This window comes from Micropruina sp. (genome assembly GCF_047607385.1).
Taxonomy (GTDB): Bacteria; Actinomycetota; Actinomycetes; order Propionibacteriales; family Propionibacteriaceae; genus Micropruina.
Genome location: NZ_JASGDE010000077.1, coordinates 1 through 14,471, shown reverse-complemented (window position 1 = coordinate 14,471; position 14,471 = coordinate 1). Strand labels below are relative to the sequence as shown.

Below are 14,471 nucleotides of genomic sequence, written 5' to 3'. Positions count from 1 at the left end.
TACGCGGCCGCCTGCTGGTCGGCTCCGGGCAGGTGCCGGGCATGGTGCGCCAGCCGTGGCACGTCCGGGTCCGGCCGGGCGGCGAGCAGCTCGATCAGCCGCCGGTGCAGCGCAGGCGCCGGCTGCCGGCGGGCCAGCACCTCCTTGACGCCGCGATGCCGGAAGCGCAGGCCGGCGGCCGATTCGACCAGCAACCCGGCGGCCAGCGCCGCCTCGGCGAGCGCGCCGGCGGCCTCGGCGCTCAGCCCGAGCGCCTCCCGCAGCAGCGGCAGGTCCAGATCCTCGGGGGGATCCAGTGCGGCCAGCACGAGCAGGTCGGCGCAGTCCTCGGGCAGCGCCGCCAGCGCCCGCCGGACGAACTCCTCCAGGCTGGCCGGGGCGTCGGCCCACTGCCCGGTGGCCTCGGCCTCCCGGGCCAGCGCGGCCAGCAGGAACGGGTCGCCGCCGGCCGAGGCGACCACCTTGTCGACCAGCGCCTCCCGCCCGGGGAAGGTGCGCGACAGCAGCGATTCGACCAGCGCCCGGGCGGCGCCGTCGTCCAGCGGACGCACCTCGAGGGCGACGCAGTCGGCGGCCGGGATCCAGCCGTCACTGAGCAGCGGATGCTCCGCCAGCGGACGCAGCCGGCCGCCGGTGACCAGCGGACAGATGCCGGGAAAGCGCACCAGCGCCCGCAGGAAGTCGGCGGTGTCGGGAGCCAGGGCGTCCACGTCGTCGATCAGCAGCACCCGCCCGGGACGGCCCAGTTCACCGGCCAGCGCGGTCGCATGGTCGCCCGCCGAGCGTCCGCTCAACGAGACGCCGAGCGCGGCGGCGAGGTCGGTGGGCGCCGCCGATCCCGGCGAGAGCAGCACGGCGCCGGGCAGGGTGCCGGCGAGGTGGCCGAGCACCGCGCTGACCCCGATGCCGGGCGGCCCGGCCAGCGCGATCAGCCGGGGCGGCCGGCTCGCGGTCAGCAGCCGGGTGATCGAGTCGATCAGGTCCCGGCGTCCGATCGGGACCGGTTCCGGGACGGCGGCCAGCTGCGCGGGCGGGTCGAGCCGGGGATGCTGATTGAGCAGGTCGGTCTCCAGCCGCCGGAACGCCCGCCCGGCGTCCAGGCCGTAGTCAGCGGAGAACCGGTCGATGAAGGCCCGGCACTCCTCCAGCGCCGCCACCTGGTCGCCGCTGCGATACAGCGCGATCACCAGGCAGGACGCCAGCGCCTCCGATTCCGGGAACTCCGCGCACCAGCGCCGCAGGTCGGCCACCACCGCGGCATGCCGGCCGGCGGCCAGCTCGACCTCGGCGAGTTCCCCCAACAGTTCCGCGCGCCGGCTCTCCAGGTAGCTACGGCTCACGGTGATCGATTCGATGCCCTCGATCGCCCCGAACGGGGTGCCGTGCCACTCCGCCAATGCGCCGCGCAACAGCGCGGCCGCCGCCGGTGGATCCTGGGCCGCCAGTTCCCGGCCCCGCCGCAGCGCGTCCTCGAAGCGCTGCGCGTCCAACTCGCCCGGTTCCACCACCAGCCGGTAGCCGCCGGACACCGACACCAGCCGGGAGACGTCCTGCCGGCGCATCGCCGCGCGCAGCCGGTCGACGTGCACCCGGATCGCGGTGCTCGCGGTCCGTGGCGGACTGCCCCGCCAGACCCGGTCGATCAGCGCGTCCAGGGTGATCGGACGGTTGGGGTCGGCCAGCAGCACCGCGAGCACGGTGACTTCCATCGGACGCAGCCGCCGCGGCTCGGAGTCCACCGTCAAACCCACGGGGCCGAGCACGCGGAACTCGACCGCAGCCATCGGGCCTCCAGGGGGTGCAGGAATCTACCTTGCACCCTAGCCACTCGAACCGCGCCATGGGCATCTCCTGTTCAGACTGCGCGACTTTGCCCAGCCCGGATAAACCGGCGGTAAACGCCGTGGTCAGGCAGGCAGCCGGGACGGGCGTCCGAGCCGGTTCCACAGGTAGACCGCGGCCACGATCGCCGCCGCGCCGGTGGCGATGGCCCCGATCAGCAGTGTCCAGCGCGGCCCCCAGGCGTCCCCGACCCAGCCGATCAGCGGCGCACCCAGCGGCGTCCCGCCGTTGAAGATGGCCATGTACAGGCTCATCACCCGGCCGCGCATCTCGGGCGCGGTGGTCAGCTGCACCGTGGTGTTGGCGGCCGTCATCACCGTCAGCGAGGTCAACCCGACCGGCACCAGCAGCAGCGTGAAGAGCCAGTAGCTGGGGGCCAGCGCCAGTGCGGTGGTGAAGACCGCGAAAGCGGCCAGCGCGCCCACCAGCAGCCGCATCCGGGGACGCCGGCGGCGGGCCGCCAGCAGCGCGGCGGCCAGCGTGCCGGAGGCCATCACCGAGCCGAGCAGCCCGTAGCCCTCGGGGCCGACGCCGAACACCTTGGTGGCCATCAGCGCGTTGGTGATCTGGAAGTTCAGCCCGAAGGTGCCCAGCATGAAGATGCAGAACAGCACCAGCTGCAGGTCGGGCCGGCGAGCGACATAGGCCAGCCCTTCGCGAATCGCGCCGCGGCCGCGTCGGACCGGCGCCGGATGCAGCTGGTCCGCCCGCATCAGGAACAGCCCGAGCAGCACGGCCACGAAGCTCACCGTGTTGATCGCGAACACCGGCCAGATGCCCACCCAGGCGATCATCACCCCGGCGATGGCCGGTCCGAGCAGCCGGGCACCGTTGAAGGACGCGCTGTTCAACCCCACCGCGTTGCTCAGCAGCCGATCCGGGACCACCTCGGAGACGAAGGCCTGCCGGGCCGGAGCGTCGAAGCCCCACAGCACCCCGGCGACTGTCGCGCTGGCGTAGACGTGCCACAGCTCGACGGTTCCTGTAGCGACCAGCGCGGTCAGCACGGCGAACACCAGCGCCGTCCCGGACTGGGTGATCATCATGATCCGGCGCTTGCCGAATCGGTCGGCGACGGCGCCGGCGACCGGCGAGATCAGCACACCGGGGGCGAACTGCAGTGCGGTGATGTAGCCGAGGTCGGTTGCCGAGTGATCGGTGAGCTGGGTGAGCACCAGCCAGTCCTGGGCGACCCGAGCCATCCAGGTGCCGACGTTCGAGGTCAAAGAGCCCAGAAACAGCAGGCGGTAATTGGGCACCCCCAACGAGGCGAAGGTGCTGATGGGTTCGATCGGGTCGCCGGCGTCGCTCTCAGTCATCGCTGCCGGCCGTTCTCATCGGCGCCCATGCTACGCCCCTGGTGGGCGCCGACTGTCGATAGTGAGGAGTCGAACCCCCGCACGACTCCCCACCTCGACGATCTCCCGCGCGTTCCGAGACCCCCGTTGCCGCGACGCCCCCGTCGCGGCTCCGCTTCAGGATTACCGATCACTCTGCCGGCCGCGGATAAACAGCACGTAAACGGGGGGTCGAGGGTTGACAACATACAACCATTTGGTTGTATGTTGAGCTGGTGATCGAGGACGACGAGGACCGGGCGGACGCCCTGTTCCACGCACTCTCCGACCGCACCCGGCGCGACATCCTGCGCCGCGTGCTGGCCGGCGAGTGCTCGATCAGCACGCTGGCGGCCGGCTATCCGATGAGCTTCGCCGCCGTCCAGAAGCACGTCGCGGTGCTGGAGCGCGCGGGCCTGCTGACCAAGCGTCGGCAGGGCCGCGAGGCCCTGGCCAGCGGCGACGTGCAGGTGGTGCGTTCGGCCGGACGACTGCTGACCGAACTCGAAGGGGTCTGGCGCGGCCGGATCTCCCGGATCGACGACCTACTCGACCAACTCAAGGAGTGACCATGCCTGTTGTCGACGTCACAACCGACCTCGATGCCCTATCCCTGACCATCGTCGCCGACTTCGCCGCCCCGGTGGCCCGGGTCTGGCAGATCTACGCCGACCCGCGCCAACTGGAGCAGGTCTGGGGACCGCCGGGGTACCCGGCGACCTTCGTCGACCACGACCTGCGCCCCGGCGGCCGGATGAACTACTACATGACCGGCCCCGACGGTCAGAAGTTCTGCGGCTACTGGCGGATCACCGAGGTCTCCGAGCCGGATTCGTTCAGCTTCGCCGACGGATTCGCCGACCAGGAGTTCAACCCGAACACCGACCTGCCGGAATCGCAGAACGTCTATTCGTTCGCCGCGCACGAGGGCGGCACCCGGGCCACCTACCTGGCGATCTACCCCAGCGCCGAGGGCCTGCAGCAGGTGCTCGACATGGGGATGATCGAGGGCGCCACCGCGTCCCTGGGTCAGATCGACGCCCTGCTCGCCGCCTGAGCCCCGGACGGACGCTCGCCCCTGTCGTCCCCACGGCCTAGCCTGGGGACGACAGGCGGGCGTCCGTCCGTCCGATTCCGAACAAAGGAGCAGCTTGATGGCAACGCAGAGCACTGCCCAGGCCCACTGGGAAGGCAGCCTGATCGAGGGTGCCGGCAGCGTCGACCTGGTCACCTCGGGCGTCGCGCACTTCGACCTCAAGTGGGCGAAGCGGGCCGAATCCGGCGCCGGCACCACCAACCCCGAAGAGCTGATCGCGGCGGCCCACGCGGCCTGCTACTCGATGGCCCTGTCGCACGCCCTCGCCGGCAACGGCACCCCGGCCGAGTCGGTCGACACCAAGGCCGTGGTCGGCTTCCAGCCCGGCCAGGGCATCACCGGCAGCGAGCTGACCGTGGTGGCCAAGGTGCCCGGGCTGACCGAGGAGGAGTTCCTGAAGTTCGCCGAGGGCGCCAAGACCGGCTGCCCGGTGTCGGCGGCACTGGCCAGCATCCCGATCACCCTGAACGCCACGTTCGTCTCCTGAGCGGACGCCGAGCCGGCGGCATCGAGTCGATGCCGCCGGCTTTCGCGTCCGGTGCGCCATGATGGCGCCATGACGATCATGCCGGGGGCGGAACCGATCAGTGCGGACGGCTCGGAGGTCGGCGTGGTGCTGTGCCACGGCTACCCCAGCACTCCGCAGTCGATGCGCGGCTGGGCCGAGCACCTGATCGCGGCCGGCTACTCGGTGCGGGTGCCGCTGCTGCCCGGCATGGGCACGCACTGGCGCGATCTGAACGCCACCACCTGGCAGGACTGGTACGGCGAGCTCGAGGTCGCCTACCAGCAACTGGCCGACCGGTGCAGCACGGTGTTCGCCTGCGGGCTGTCGATGGGCGGGCTGCTGTCCACCAAGCTGGCGCAGGAGAAGCCGGATCTGGCCGGGCTGGTGCTGGTCAACCCGATCTTCGCGCACACCAACCCCGCACTGAAGGTGCTGCCGGTGCTGCGGCACCTGATTCCCTCGCTGGGCGGCATCGCCGGCGACATCAAGAAGCCGGGCGTGGTCGAGCTGGCCTACGACCGCAACCCGCTGCAGGCGATGTACAGCCAGACCCGGCTGTGGCGGATTGTGGTCGAAGACCTGCCCCAGCTACGGCTGCCGGTGCTGCTGTTCACCTCGCGCGAGGACCACGTGATCCCGCCGATCTCCTGGCAGACCTTCCTGAACCGGGTGGGCTCCAGCGACGTCACCCAGGTGATGCTGGAGGACTCCTACCACGTCGCCACCATGGACAACGATGCCGAACTGATCTTCACCGAGTCGGTGGAGTTCATCGAGCGGGTGCTCACTGCTGGCGGAACTCGATGACCACCCGGCGGTTCTTCGCGCGGTTCTTGGCGGTGTCGTTGGGGTAGGCGGGCACGGTCTCACCGCGTCCGGTCACGGTGATCCGATCGGCGGCGATTCCCTTCGTGACGAGATAGTCCGCCACGGCCTGGGCCCGAGCCTCCGACAGCCGCTGGTTGGCGGCCTTGTCGCCGGTGTTGTCGGTGTGGCCCTCGACCCTGACCTTGCCGGTGAGCCCCTTGCCGCGGGCGTCGGCCAGGATGGCGTTCAGCGTCCGCGCGGCCGCCGACCGGAGAACCGCCTTGTTGTACTCGAACAGCACGGTGTCGGAGGCGGTGTAGGCCACCACCGTGTCGTCCCCGGTGGCGGTCACGTCCTTGCCGACCCGGCGTCCGGGCAGCGACTTCCCCGGGAGACTCGCCCCCGGCAGGCTGACCCCGGGAACGCTCAGGCCGGGAACGGTCACCGGCTGGGCGGACTCACCGCCGCTGACCACGGCGCCCCGGTAGACGCTGCGCCGGTAGGCCGCCCGCAAGTAGATGGCGCGGCGGTAGATGGCGCGCCGGTAGATCGCCCCCACGTACTGGCCGCCGGTCTCCACCTGGCAGGTCTGTTCGACACGGACCCCGGGCACGACGTTCGCCGGGAGCTCCAGTGCCTCGACGTTGACCGGCCTGCCCTGGACGTCGGAGAAGGTGAATCCCTCGATGCGATAGCCGGGGATCCATCCGGCGGAGATGGCGCCGGCGGGTAGGCAGCCGGCAGGCGCGTCGAAGGTGACCAGGCAGCCGCTCTCGGCTGTGGTGGCGGGCCGGTCGATCGCCGGAACCTCGACGGCCGGCAACACCTTGCTGCCCACCCGCTGTTCGGGCACCGAGACACCGGGCCAGCTCAGGGCCGGAATGGTGACGGCGGGGAGCTTCGTGACCGTCTTGCCGGGACCCGGGGCACACAGCGCGCGGACCTCGGCGACCACCGCCGGGTCGACCCCGAAGGTGGCCGCCTCCGATCCGGACGGGGTGGACGCGCTCGGCGTGCTCGACGCGGACGGCGTGCTCGACGCGGACGCGGTGGGCGTGCTGGACGAAGACGGTGCCGGCGGCGGGCTCGGATCCGGAGACCCGGTGCATCCCGCGATCAGGACGACCGCGGCCAATGACGACACCCAGACCGGCATGACGCGAGCGCGGACGGACATGCGCACGAAGGACCTCCCGGAGCGAAAGCCACATGGTAATCCCCGGGGCTCACCCGATCGGCGCCGTTCGGCCGATTGCCGCCCGCACCACGCTGGTGATGACCGGGCGCGGGTCGAGGTCGACACCCAGCCCGACCACCTGCAGGAACAGCCCCTCGAAGCAGGCGGTGACCAGATCCACGGCCAGGTCGGGATCGGCGGCGTCCACCGCGACGAAGGCGGACCGGATCGGGCCGACCACCGTGGACCGGGCACCGCGCAGGACGGTGCGGATCGCTTCGTCGTGGCCCGCCTCGACGAACAACGCGAGCCGGGCGGCGGTCTGGCCGCGCAACGGCCCGGTGAGCCGCTGGAAGAGCGACACCAGCGATTCGGCGAGCTGCTCCGGGGACGCGCCGGGCGGGGACTCCGCGACCACCCGCAACTCGTCGGCGACCATCTGTTCGGTGATACCGATCAGCAGGGCGGCCCGGGTGCGGAAGGCATTCGAGGTGGACCCCTCGGGCAGGCCGGCCACCTCGTCCACCCGCCGATGGGTGAGCGCCCGGACGCCCTCGGCGGCGAGGATCTCGATCGCGGCACGCAGCGCCCGCTGCCGGTTGGATGCCATGGCGGCCATTCTAACTACATTCGTAGTTACATTTCACTACATCCGTAGTATCGTCACGTCATGCCCGTTGCCGCGCTCGCGCTCGCCGACCTCGCCCTGCTGCTGGTCGCCGCCGGGCTCGGCCTCACCGCGCTGCTGGGCTGGCTGCGGCATCGCGGCTCCGGACGCCTCCCGGCGGCGAAGATCGCCGCTCACCTCAGCCTCCAGCTGATCGGCATCGCGACCTGGGTCGCGTTCCTGGTCACCGGCGCGGCAGCGGTCGCCTGGGTCGCCTTCGCGGTGCTCACCGTCGGACAGGTCTTCGGCGACCTGCTGATGTTCGTCTCGTACCGGGCCCGGTACCCCGGCACGGCGCGGCCGCACTACCTGGCCGTCGGCGGCGACGTGCTGAGCTTCCGGCGCCCCGCCCCCGCCCTGCACGCCCTGGTCGGCGCGCTCGCCTGGTTCTCCATGCTGGCGATCTGCATCGCCGCCACCGTGGCCGGCTGAGTGTGCCGGCCACGGGGACCCGCACTACGCTGCGAACGGTGATCATCGGCTCGCTCCGCAGCAAGATCGACCAGGAGACGACTGAGACCCGTACGACCGAGTTGCTCACTCCCGGCTCACTTCGTGCGGATGCTGAAGGTCGGCAGACGTGCCGCCCCGATCGTTTCCAACGATGTACTGTTTCGGCTCGACGACTACCCACAAAGGCTCACGTCCATCGGGCGTCCCCCATGCTTCAACCCCGCCGCCTGACATGAGCGAGATTCCTGGACACGTGCTGGACGGCTACCGCGACACCCTCGACAGGTTCGTGATGCGAGCCCGTCGGATCGCAGCACATTCGCTGCTTGCCGATCCACAGCAATTCGCCACATGGGCATACGGCTCGGTCAACATAACGCCGGGCGGCGAAGGGCCGGGCGAGATCCGGTTCGACACCCCGCCCGAGGAGGCGTTCGAGTCACTCGCCGCCCACATCCGGCCGCTTCTGCTGGAGAATGACGGGCTGCACTACAAGCGGGTACTCGCGGCTCTCGGTGCGTTCGTCCGGCACGACCCCGAGCTGACGAAGCAACGTGAGACGGTCCGAGGCATATGGGAACGAGCCACAGGTTCCACGATGCTGGCCTTCCAACTCGGGGAAGCCCGCGATGGCGCCCCAGCCGTCGCCGACATCGAACTAGCTCAGGCTGGCTCTACGGAGACCTTGTACATGCCAAACCGGACGTGTCGCAGGCAGCCCTCGACATCAGCCTCGACATGCGGTTCTTCGCTGCGGTCGTCGTCTACGGCCAAGCCGCAGTCGCGACCATCGCCACCCTTAAGGTCATCCGACTAGCTGCGGACAGAGGACTGGTCGAGCTGAGCGCCGCCGCACGCACAGGCCCCATCGTCGTGTCCCAACCGATGGCGAAGCCGATGTCCAGCTTCAGGCTCACCTGACGTATCACAGAGCCAATGCGTCGACCGCGCCACTGCCCGACCGTGCCGCAACCTTCAGCGTCGTCACACTTGCGGCAGATCGACAAGCTCGACCAACCGTCGCGCGATCAACACCCCGATTGATACTCGGCACCCATCGCAACGACGCGCCAGGCCATCGCGACGCAACAGATTTAGTTATCCACAGATACGCACTCCCCCCTTGCTACGAGCGGTATGGCAACTATAATCGAACATGTGAACAGCACCCCGACTCTTCCCGCAGCCGAACGGCTGCGGCTTGCGTCGACGGCACGGATCCAGGCCGAGATCGACGAAGCGGTCGCGATCGCCGACCTGGCCGCGGAGCAGTCCTGGACGGCTGATTCCGAGTACGACATGGTCGGCTCCCGGCCGATCCGCATCGGCGCTGACGGCACCCGACTGGTCGACGAGTTCCTCGCGCTGGAAGTGGCTGCGCTCAAGTCGATCTCGGTCACGGCCGCCACCTGGCTGATCCGTGACATCGTGAACCTGCAAGCCCGCCACCCGATGCTGTGGGCGAAGACCCTCGACGGCACCATTCCGGTGTTCCGCGCCCGTGCGCTGGCCGACGAGGTCGCCAGCCACGACCTGTCCTTCGACGAAGCCCGCGAACTCGACACCCGACTCCGGCCCGCACTCGGCGCGGTGTCCTGGCGGCGACTACTCCAACGAGCCCGCGGCCTGATCGCCAGCATCGCCCCCACCAAGGCCGAAGCCGCCTCCACCAAGGCACGCGAAGACCGCTACGTGCGACTCTTCCCCACCGACGACACCGCCATCGGGCAACTCGCCGCCCGCATCGACACCGCCGACGGCATCTTCTTCGACGCCATGATCGACCGCATCGCTGACATCCTCGCCAACCAAGGCGACACCGACACCAAAGACCACCGACGAGCCAAAGCGATCGGCATCCTCGCCACCCCAGCCCGGGCCGCCCTGATGCTCGCCGAAGCAGCCGGCTACACCGACGGCACCGTGAAAGCCGACGACCCACGCCTGCTACCCACCGCCCGCATGTACATCCACCTCGCCGAGGAAGCCGTCATGACCGGGCACGGCATCTGCCGCCTCGAAGGCATCGGTCCGCTGGCCGTCACCATGCTCAGCCACCTGGTCGGGCACTGCCGCATCAAAGCGGTCCCGGTGATCCGCCCCTACGACAACTACGGCGTCGACCACTACGAAATCCCCGCCGGCCTGCGCGAACGCATCATGCTGCGCGACAGCGTCGAGATCTTTCCCTACTCGGCCCGCACAGCCCGCAGCTGTCAGCTGGACCACACCGTCCCCTACACAGACAACGGGCCACCTGGTCAGACCCGGGCCGCCAACCTCGGCCCACTCTCGACCAAGGCTCACCGCGGCAAGACTCACGGCAACTGGCACCTCGACCAACCCAAACCAGGGATCTTCTACTGGAAGTCACCCGCCGGCTACCAATACCGCGTCACCCCACACGGCACCCGGAAACTCGGCCACGGCAACCACTACCAACGCGCCCTGGACCAGTACCTGTGGGAAACGGACCACCGACCGGACGGCTGACCGATCAGTTCTCGGGCGTCCCCACCTCGGTGTCGAGCTGGGTGGCGTCGATCACCGGGGTGTCCTGGATGATCAGGCCCTCGTCCGGCTGATCGGGCGTGGGAGCCGACTCCGGCTGCTCGGCGTCGACGACGCTCTCGACGGGCGGGATGATCGGCTGGTTGGTCATGATCGTCTCCTTCGACGTCGGCTGACTTCGGCAGATCCTTCGATTCTGCGCGGGACGTCCGCCGCCTCACCACCCCCGCCGGGGTGGACCGCTCAGAGCGCGATCACCTGGACGTCGAGCACGCTGTCGTTGGCCCGGATGGCCTGCACCACCGCGTCGGTCAGGGTGCCTTCCAGGTTGATCCGGGCCACCGCCGCCTCGCCGCCGGAGAACACCACGTTCTCCATCTCCTGCACGTTCAGGCCGCCGCGGCTGATCGCGTCCAGGGTGGCGGCCAGCACGCCGGGACGGTCCAGGTGCCGGATGATCACCGTGCGGCCGGCCGGCGTCACCCGGGCCAGGTTGACCACGTTCGGCACCTCGCCGGTGGCCGCGAACACCGTCACGATCCGGACCGCCTCGTCGGCGATCGCCTGCTGCGCCTGGTCGGTGGACGCCCCGATGTGGTGGGTGCCGTACACCCCGGGCAGGTCCACGATGTCGGGGTGGAACTCGCCCTTGCCGCCGCTCGGCTCGCCGGCGAAGACGTCCAACCCGGCCCGAACCCCCTTGTCCCGGACGGCCGCGGCGAGCGCGTCCTGATCGATGACCTCGCCACGCGCGGTGTTGACGAAGTAGGCGCCGGGCCGCATCGCGGCGAAGAAGTCCGCGCCGAGCAGCCCGCGGGTCGCCCCGTTCAACGCCAGGTGGACGCTGACCACGTCGGCCTGCGCGGCCACCTCGAGCGGCGACTCGGCCCGGACGATGCCCAACTCGGCCGCCCGGGCGTCGGTCAGGCTCCGGCTCCAGGCCACCACCGGCATGCCGAAGGCCTGCGCCCGCGGCACCATCGCCGAGCCGATCCCGCCCAGCCCGATCAGCCCCAGGGTCCGTCCGAACAGGCCGCGCGCCTTGCCGTACTCCGCTTTGTTCCACACCCCGGCACGCAGGTCGGCGACGTTGTCGGCGATCCGCCGGTCGAGCGCGGCGATCAGCCCGAACGCCAGTTCGGCGACCGCGACGGAGTTCTTGCCCGGGCAGTTGGCCACGTAGATGCCCAGCCGGGACGCGGTCGCCACGTCGATGGTGTTGTAGCCGGCACCGGCCCGCACCACCAGCTTCAGCGGGCCGGCGCGCAGCACGTCCTCGGGCACCTTGGTGGACCGGACGATCAGCACGTCGGGCGCGGCGGCGGCGACCGCCTCGACCAACGCGGCGTCCTTGGCCGCGGGCTGGTAGGTGACCTCGCAACCGGCGGCGCGCAGGGCGTCCAGGCCGGCGGATTCGAAGCTGTCGGCGATCAGTACCTGCATGTGCTCAACCTATCCAGGTCCTGGTCGGGACGGTCTCCACTACCATTCGAGTCAGAACCACCCCGAAGAAGGCTCCGTTGGACAGGCAGACCATCGAGGAAACCTCCCGAACACTGCGGGAGTTGATGCTCGATCCGAAGTACTCCCCCCTCTGGGAGGCGCGCATCGGCCGCCGGCAGGCACATGCCCTGCACCAGAGCGGCATCTGTCAGGTGATCGCCGACTATCTGGTGGCCAACGGCTTGCAGGGCACCGAGGGCGAGGTGCTGCCCCGCCGGCTCAAGGACCGGGTGTATCGCGCCCTGGCCGGACGGTCGTTGAGCCTGGCCACCCTGCGCTGGTTCATCGAGGCCTTCTCGATGACCTCCGACGACGCCGCCGCCCTGCTCCGGGTGGCCGGCTCGGCGCGCAGCGGCGACGCGGTGATCAGCCCGGCGGTGGTCAAGGCCGGGGTGCTGCCCCCTCGTCGGCATCACACCGTGTCGCTGCGGGAGTGGCACCGGGTCGGCCCGGACGGGCTGCCGGAGTCGCACCGCACCGTCCACGAGATCGGCACCGACGACGCCCCGCTGGAGCGCTACCCGTACATCTTCGACACCGACGCGGCCGCCGTCCGGGTGGTCCGCGGCGGACGCTGCAGCGAGCCGTACGCCCTCAACGACGGCCTGTTCGCCGTCGACATCCTGCTGGACGAGCCGCTGCTGCCGGGCCGGACCACGGTGGTCGAGTGCGAGACGGTGTTCTGGTACCGGACGCCGCCGGCGCCGGAGTTCCGCCGGGCCGCGATCGGACGGCTGCAGAACGTCCAGATGAACGTCCAATTCCATCAACTGCGGCTGCCCCGCCGGGTCTGGTGGAGCGAGTGGCCGGCGCTGGACGCCCCGCCGTCGGTCTCCGACGTCGTCGAACTGGATTCGGAGAAGAGTGTGGGGCGGTCGCTGCCGGTGATCGAGCAGTCCGTGGTCGGTTTCCGTTGGGAGATCGGCCCCCGCCGCCGCTGAGCCGCCGCTCCGGGTCACACCCACTGACCGCGCAGGAACCGGTCCAGTTCGAAGGCGGGAAAGTCCTTGCCGTAGTCGCTGCCGGGGTTGAGCAGCACGGTCAGCTCGTTGCCGACCGCCCACTCGAACAGTCTCCGAGCCGGCTCCGGACGCACCTCCCAGCCGGGCCCGGGCAGCATCAGCCGGCTTCCGAAGGTCTCGAACCGCGACGGATGGCTGAACACGCACACCCCCGGAGAACCCAGCGGGGAGAGCACCAGCGGCTGGAAGCCGTGTGGCTCGGTGCGGCCCAGCACGCCGAGCACCACGTTCATCAGCTCGGTCGCGAACCCTCGGTAGGCGGCCGCGTCGGTGGGGCGGTCGAACGCCCGCACCAGCAACTGCTCCAGGTGGGTCTGCGGCCGGAACCCGGTCACGCCGGCGCGTCCCGCAGCCAGTCCCGGCCCAGCAGCGTCTCGGCCCGGTCGGCCAGCACGGCCTCGATCCGTTCGGCGTAGCCGCGCGGCATCGCAGGCAGCGCCGTCACCGGGAAGAACCGCGCATCGCTGGCCTCGCCGTCGCCCGGCACCGGATCGCCGGCCACCCAGCGGCAACGGAAGGTGTGGTCGATGTACTGGGTGACGTCGCCGTTGTCGTAGGTGACCGGATCGGTGACGTTCAGCCAGGCCAGCCGCTCCACCTCGACCACCACGCTGGCCTCTTCGGCGGCCTCCCGGATCGCCGCGACGTGGGGGTCCTCCCCGGGGTCGACGATGCCGCACACCGGCGACCACTGGCCGTCGTCGCTGCGCCGCACCAGCAGCACCTCGGGACCCTCGGCGCCGTCGCGCAGGATGACGGCGGTGGCACCGGAGAGCCAGAGCATGGCGTGGCCCACCTTGGCGCGCAGATCGAGAATGAAGTCGGGTACCGGCACCCGGCCAGCGTAGCGGCGACCCGCGGTTAGGCTGACGCGATGGACTACCCGCGCCGGCCGGCCGACCCACGGCTCACCTCGCTGGTGCTGATCGGCGGCAACGTCGCGGTCTACCTGCTCATCCTGGCCACCGGCGGCTGGGCCAGCCTGTGGGTGAACCGGCTGGGCATCAGCCCGCTCGGCATGTGCCTGCTGGACGACGGCAGCGGCCGCTACTACCCGGGCTCGGACGCCGCCGCCTGCGCCACCCTGCCGGACACGGTGTGGCTGGCCGGTGCCGCCGACGGGGCCTGGTGGCAGGTGCTGACCAACGCCTTCACCCACGCCGACCCGATCCACCTGCTCGGCAACCTGCTGGCGCTGTGGTACCTCGGGCCGCCGCTGGAACAGGCGGTGGGCCGGCTCCGGTTCCTGACCATCTACGGCCTCGGCGTGCTCGGCGCGTCCGCCGCCGTGCTGTGGCTCAGCGACCCCGACAGCACCGCGCTGGGGGCGTCCGGGGCGATCTTCGCCATGCTGGGCGCGCTGCTGGTGCTGGCCCGCCGGTTCGGCGGCAACTACCAGCTGATCGCCGTCTTCCTGGCGGTCAACATCGTGATCACCGTGGTGGGCGGCTCGCACATCTCCTGGCAGGGACATCTCGGCGGGCTGCTGGCCGGTCTGGCCGCCGGCGCCGCGCTCGCCCTGCCGCGCCGGCGACACCCGGCCGGGCC

At 70.6% G+C, this 14,471-nt stretch carries 17 protein-coding genes; 9 read left to right on the top strand and 8 right to left on the bottom strand.

Annotated elements, in window-relative coordinates; all coding sequences use genetic code 11:
• On the bottom strand, nt 1–1,784 hold a 1,784-nt coding region (locus tag QM582_RS06915), incomplete at its 3' end, for a BTAD domain-containing putative transcriptional regulator (protein WP_415082957.1).
• Between the two features lie 123 nt (nt 1,785–1,907).
• A complete protein-coding gene (locus tag QM582_RS06910; protein ID WP_415082955.1) occupies nt 1,908–3,161 on the bottom strand; it encodes an MFS transporter in 1,254 nt (417 codons plus the stop codon).
• Between the two features lie 239 nt (nt 3,162–3,400).
• Here QM582_RS06910 and QM582_RS06905 point away from each other — a divergent pair, with 239 nt between their 5' ends.
• The 4 genes from QM582_RS06905 to QM582_RS06890 all read left to right on the top strand — a co-directional run bounded on the left by QM582_RS06905 (nt 3,401) and on the right by QM582_RS06890 (nt 5,590).
• Nucleotides 3,401–3,748, top strand: coding sequence for an ArsR/SmtB family transcription factor (locus QM582_RS06905; protein ID WP_415082954.1), 348 nt, complete (start codon nt 3,401–3,403; stop codon nt 3,746–3,748).
• 2 nt (nt 3,749–3,750) lie between these two features.
• Nucleotides 3,751–4,236, top strand: a complete 486-nt coding sequence (locus QM582_RS06900; RefSeq protein ID WP_415082952.1) for an SRPBCC family protein — start codon at nt 3,751–3,753, stop codon at nt 4,234–4,236.
• 97 nt (nt 4,237–4,333) lie between these two features.
• Nucleotides 4,334–4,762, top strand: coding sequence for an OsmC family peroxiredoxin (locus tag QM582_RS06895; RefSeq protein WP_415082950.1), 429 nt, complete (start codon nt 4,334–4,336; stop codon nt 4,760–4,762).
• Nucleotides 4,763–4,831: 69 nt separating this feature from the next.
• Nucleotides 4,832–5,590: an alpha/beta hydrolase gene (locus tag QM582_RS06890; RefSeq protein WP_415082949.1), complete on the top strand. Its 759-nt coding sequence runs from the start codon at nt 4,832–4,834 to the stop codon at nt 5,588–5,590.
• On the opposite strand, the gene QM582_RS06885 is transcribed toward QM582_RS06890, so the two are convergent.
• Together QM582_RS06885 and QM582_RS06880 are read right to left on the bottom strand one after the other, a co-directional pair.
• Nucleotides 5,568–6,767 carry an OmpA family protein gene (locus QM582_RS06885; RefSeq protein ID WP_415082959.1) on the bottom strand — a complete coding sequence of 400 codons (1,200 nt, stop codon included), beginning with the start codon at nt 6,765–6,767 and terminating at the stop codon, nt 5,568–5,570. The two genes, QM582_RS06890 and QM582_RS06885, sit on opposite strands and share 23 nt — an antisense overlap.
• Nucleotides 6,768–6,816: 49 nt before the next feature.
• Nucleotides 6,817–7,377: a TetR/AcrR family transcriptional regulator gene (locus QM582_RS06880; protein ID WP_415082947.1), complete on the bottom strand. Its 561-nt coding sequence runs from the start codon at nt 7,375–7,377 to the stop codon at nt 6,817–6,819.
• 60 nt (nt 7,378–7,437) lie between these two features.
• On the opposite strand from QM582_RS06880, the gene QM582_RS06875 reads away from it, so the two are divergent.
• From QM582_RS06875 to QM582_RS06865, 3 genes are all read left to right on the top strand, one after another.
• Nucleotides 7,438–7,866: a hypothetical protein gene (locus tag QM582_RS06875; protein ID WP_415082945.1), complete on the top strand. Its 429-nt coding sequence runs from the start codon at nt 7,438–7,440 to the stop codon at nt 7,864–7,866.
• Between the two features lie 726 nt (nt 7,867–8,592).
• Nucleotides 8,593–8,808, top strand: coding sequence for a hypothetical protein (locus QM582_RS06870; protein ID WP_415082943.1), 216 nt, complete (start codon nt 8,593–8,595; stop codon nt 8,806–8,808).
• Between the two features lie 237 nt (nt 8,809–9,045).
• On the top strand, nt 9,046–10,380 hold the full coding sequence (locus tag QM582_RS06865; RefSeq protein ID WP_415082941.1) for a hypothetical protein: 1,335 nt from the start codon (nt 9,046–9,048) through the stop codon (nt 10,378–10,380).
• A 4-nt stretch (nt 10,381–10,384) separates the two neighbouring features.
• On the opposite strand, the gene QM582_RS06860 is transcribed toward QM582_RS06865, so the two are convergent.
• Both QM582_RS06860 and QM582_RS06855 read right to left on the bottom strand, forming a co-directional pair.
• The gene (locus QM582_RS06860) at nt 10,385–10,549 is read right to left on the bottom strand and encodes a hypothetical protein (protein WP_415082939.1); all 165 of its coding nucleotides are present in this window, start codon (nt 10,547–10,549) and stop codon (nt 10,385–10,387) included.
• A 92-nt stretch (nt 10,550–10,641) separates the two neighbouring features.
• Complete coding sequence (locus QM582_RS06855) at nt 10,642–11,841, bottom strand: NAD(P)-dependent oxidoreductase (RefSeq protein WP_415082937.1); 1,200 nt, start codon at nt 11,839–11,841, stop codon at nt 10,642–10,644.
• A gap of 77 nt (nt 11,842–11,918) precedes the next feature.
• On the opposite strand from QM582_RS06855, the gene QM582_RS06850 reads away from it, so the two are divergent.
• A complete protein-coding gene (locus tag QM582_RS06850) occupies nt 11,919–12,842 on the top strand; it encodes a hypothetical protein (RefSeq protein WP_415082935.1) in 924 nt (307 codons plus the stop codon).
• 14 nt (nt 12,843–12,856) lie between these two features.
• On the opposite strand, the gene QM582_RS06845 is transcribed toward QM582_RS06850, so the two are convergent.
• Both QM582_RS06845 and QM582_RS06840 read right to left on the bottom strand, forming a co-directional pair.
• Entirely contained in the window at nt 12,857–13,258 is a 402-nt protein-coding gene (locus tag QM582_RS06845; protein ID WP_415082933.1) for a hypothetical protein, read from the bottom strand.
• The gene (locus QM582_RS06840) at nt 13,255–13,758 is read right to left on the bottom strand and encodes an NUDIX hydrolase (RefSeq protein WP_415082931.1); all 504 of its coding nucleotides are present in this window, start codon (nt 13,756–13,758) and stop codon (nt 13,255–13,257) included. Before QM582_RS06840 ends, QM582_RS06845 begins: the two co-directional genes overlap by 4 nt.
• A 39-nt stretch (nt 13,759–13,797) precedes the next feature.
• Between QM582_RS06840 and QM582_RS06835 the strand changes: the two genes are divergently transcribed.
• Nucleotides 13,798–14,471: rhomboid family intramembrane serine protease (locus tag QM582_RS06835; protein WP_415082929.1), on the top strand; the 674-nt coding region annotated here is incomplete at its 3' end.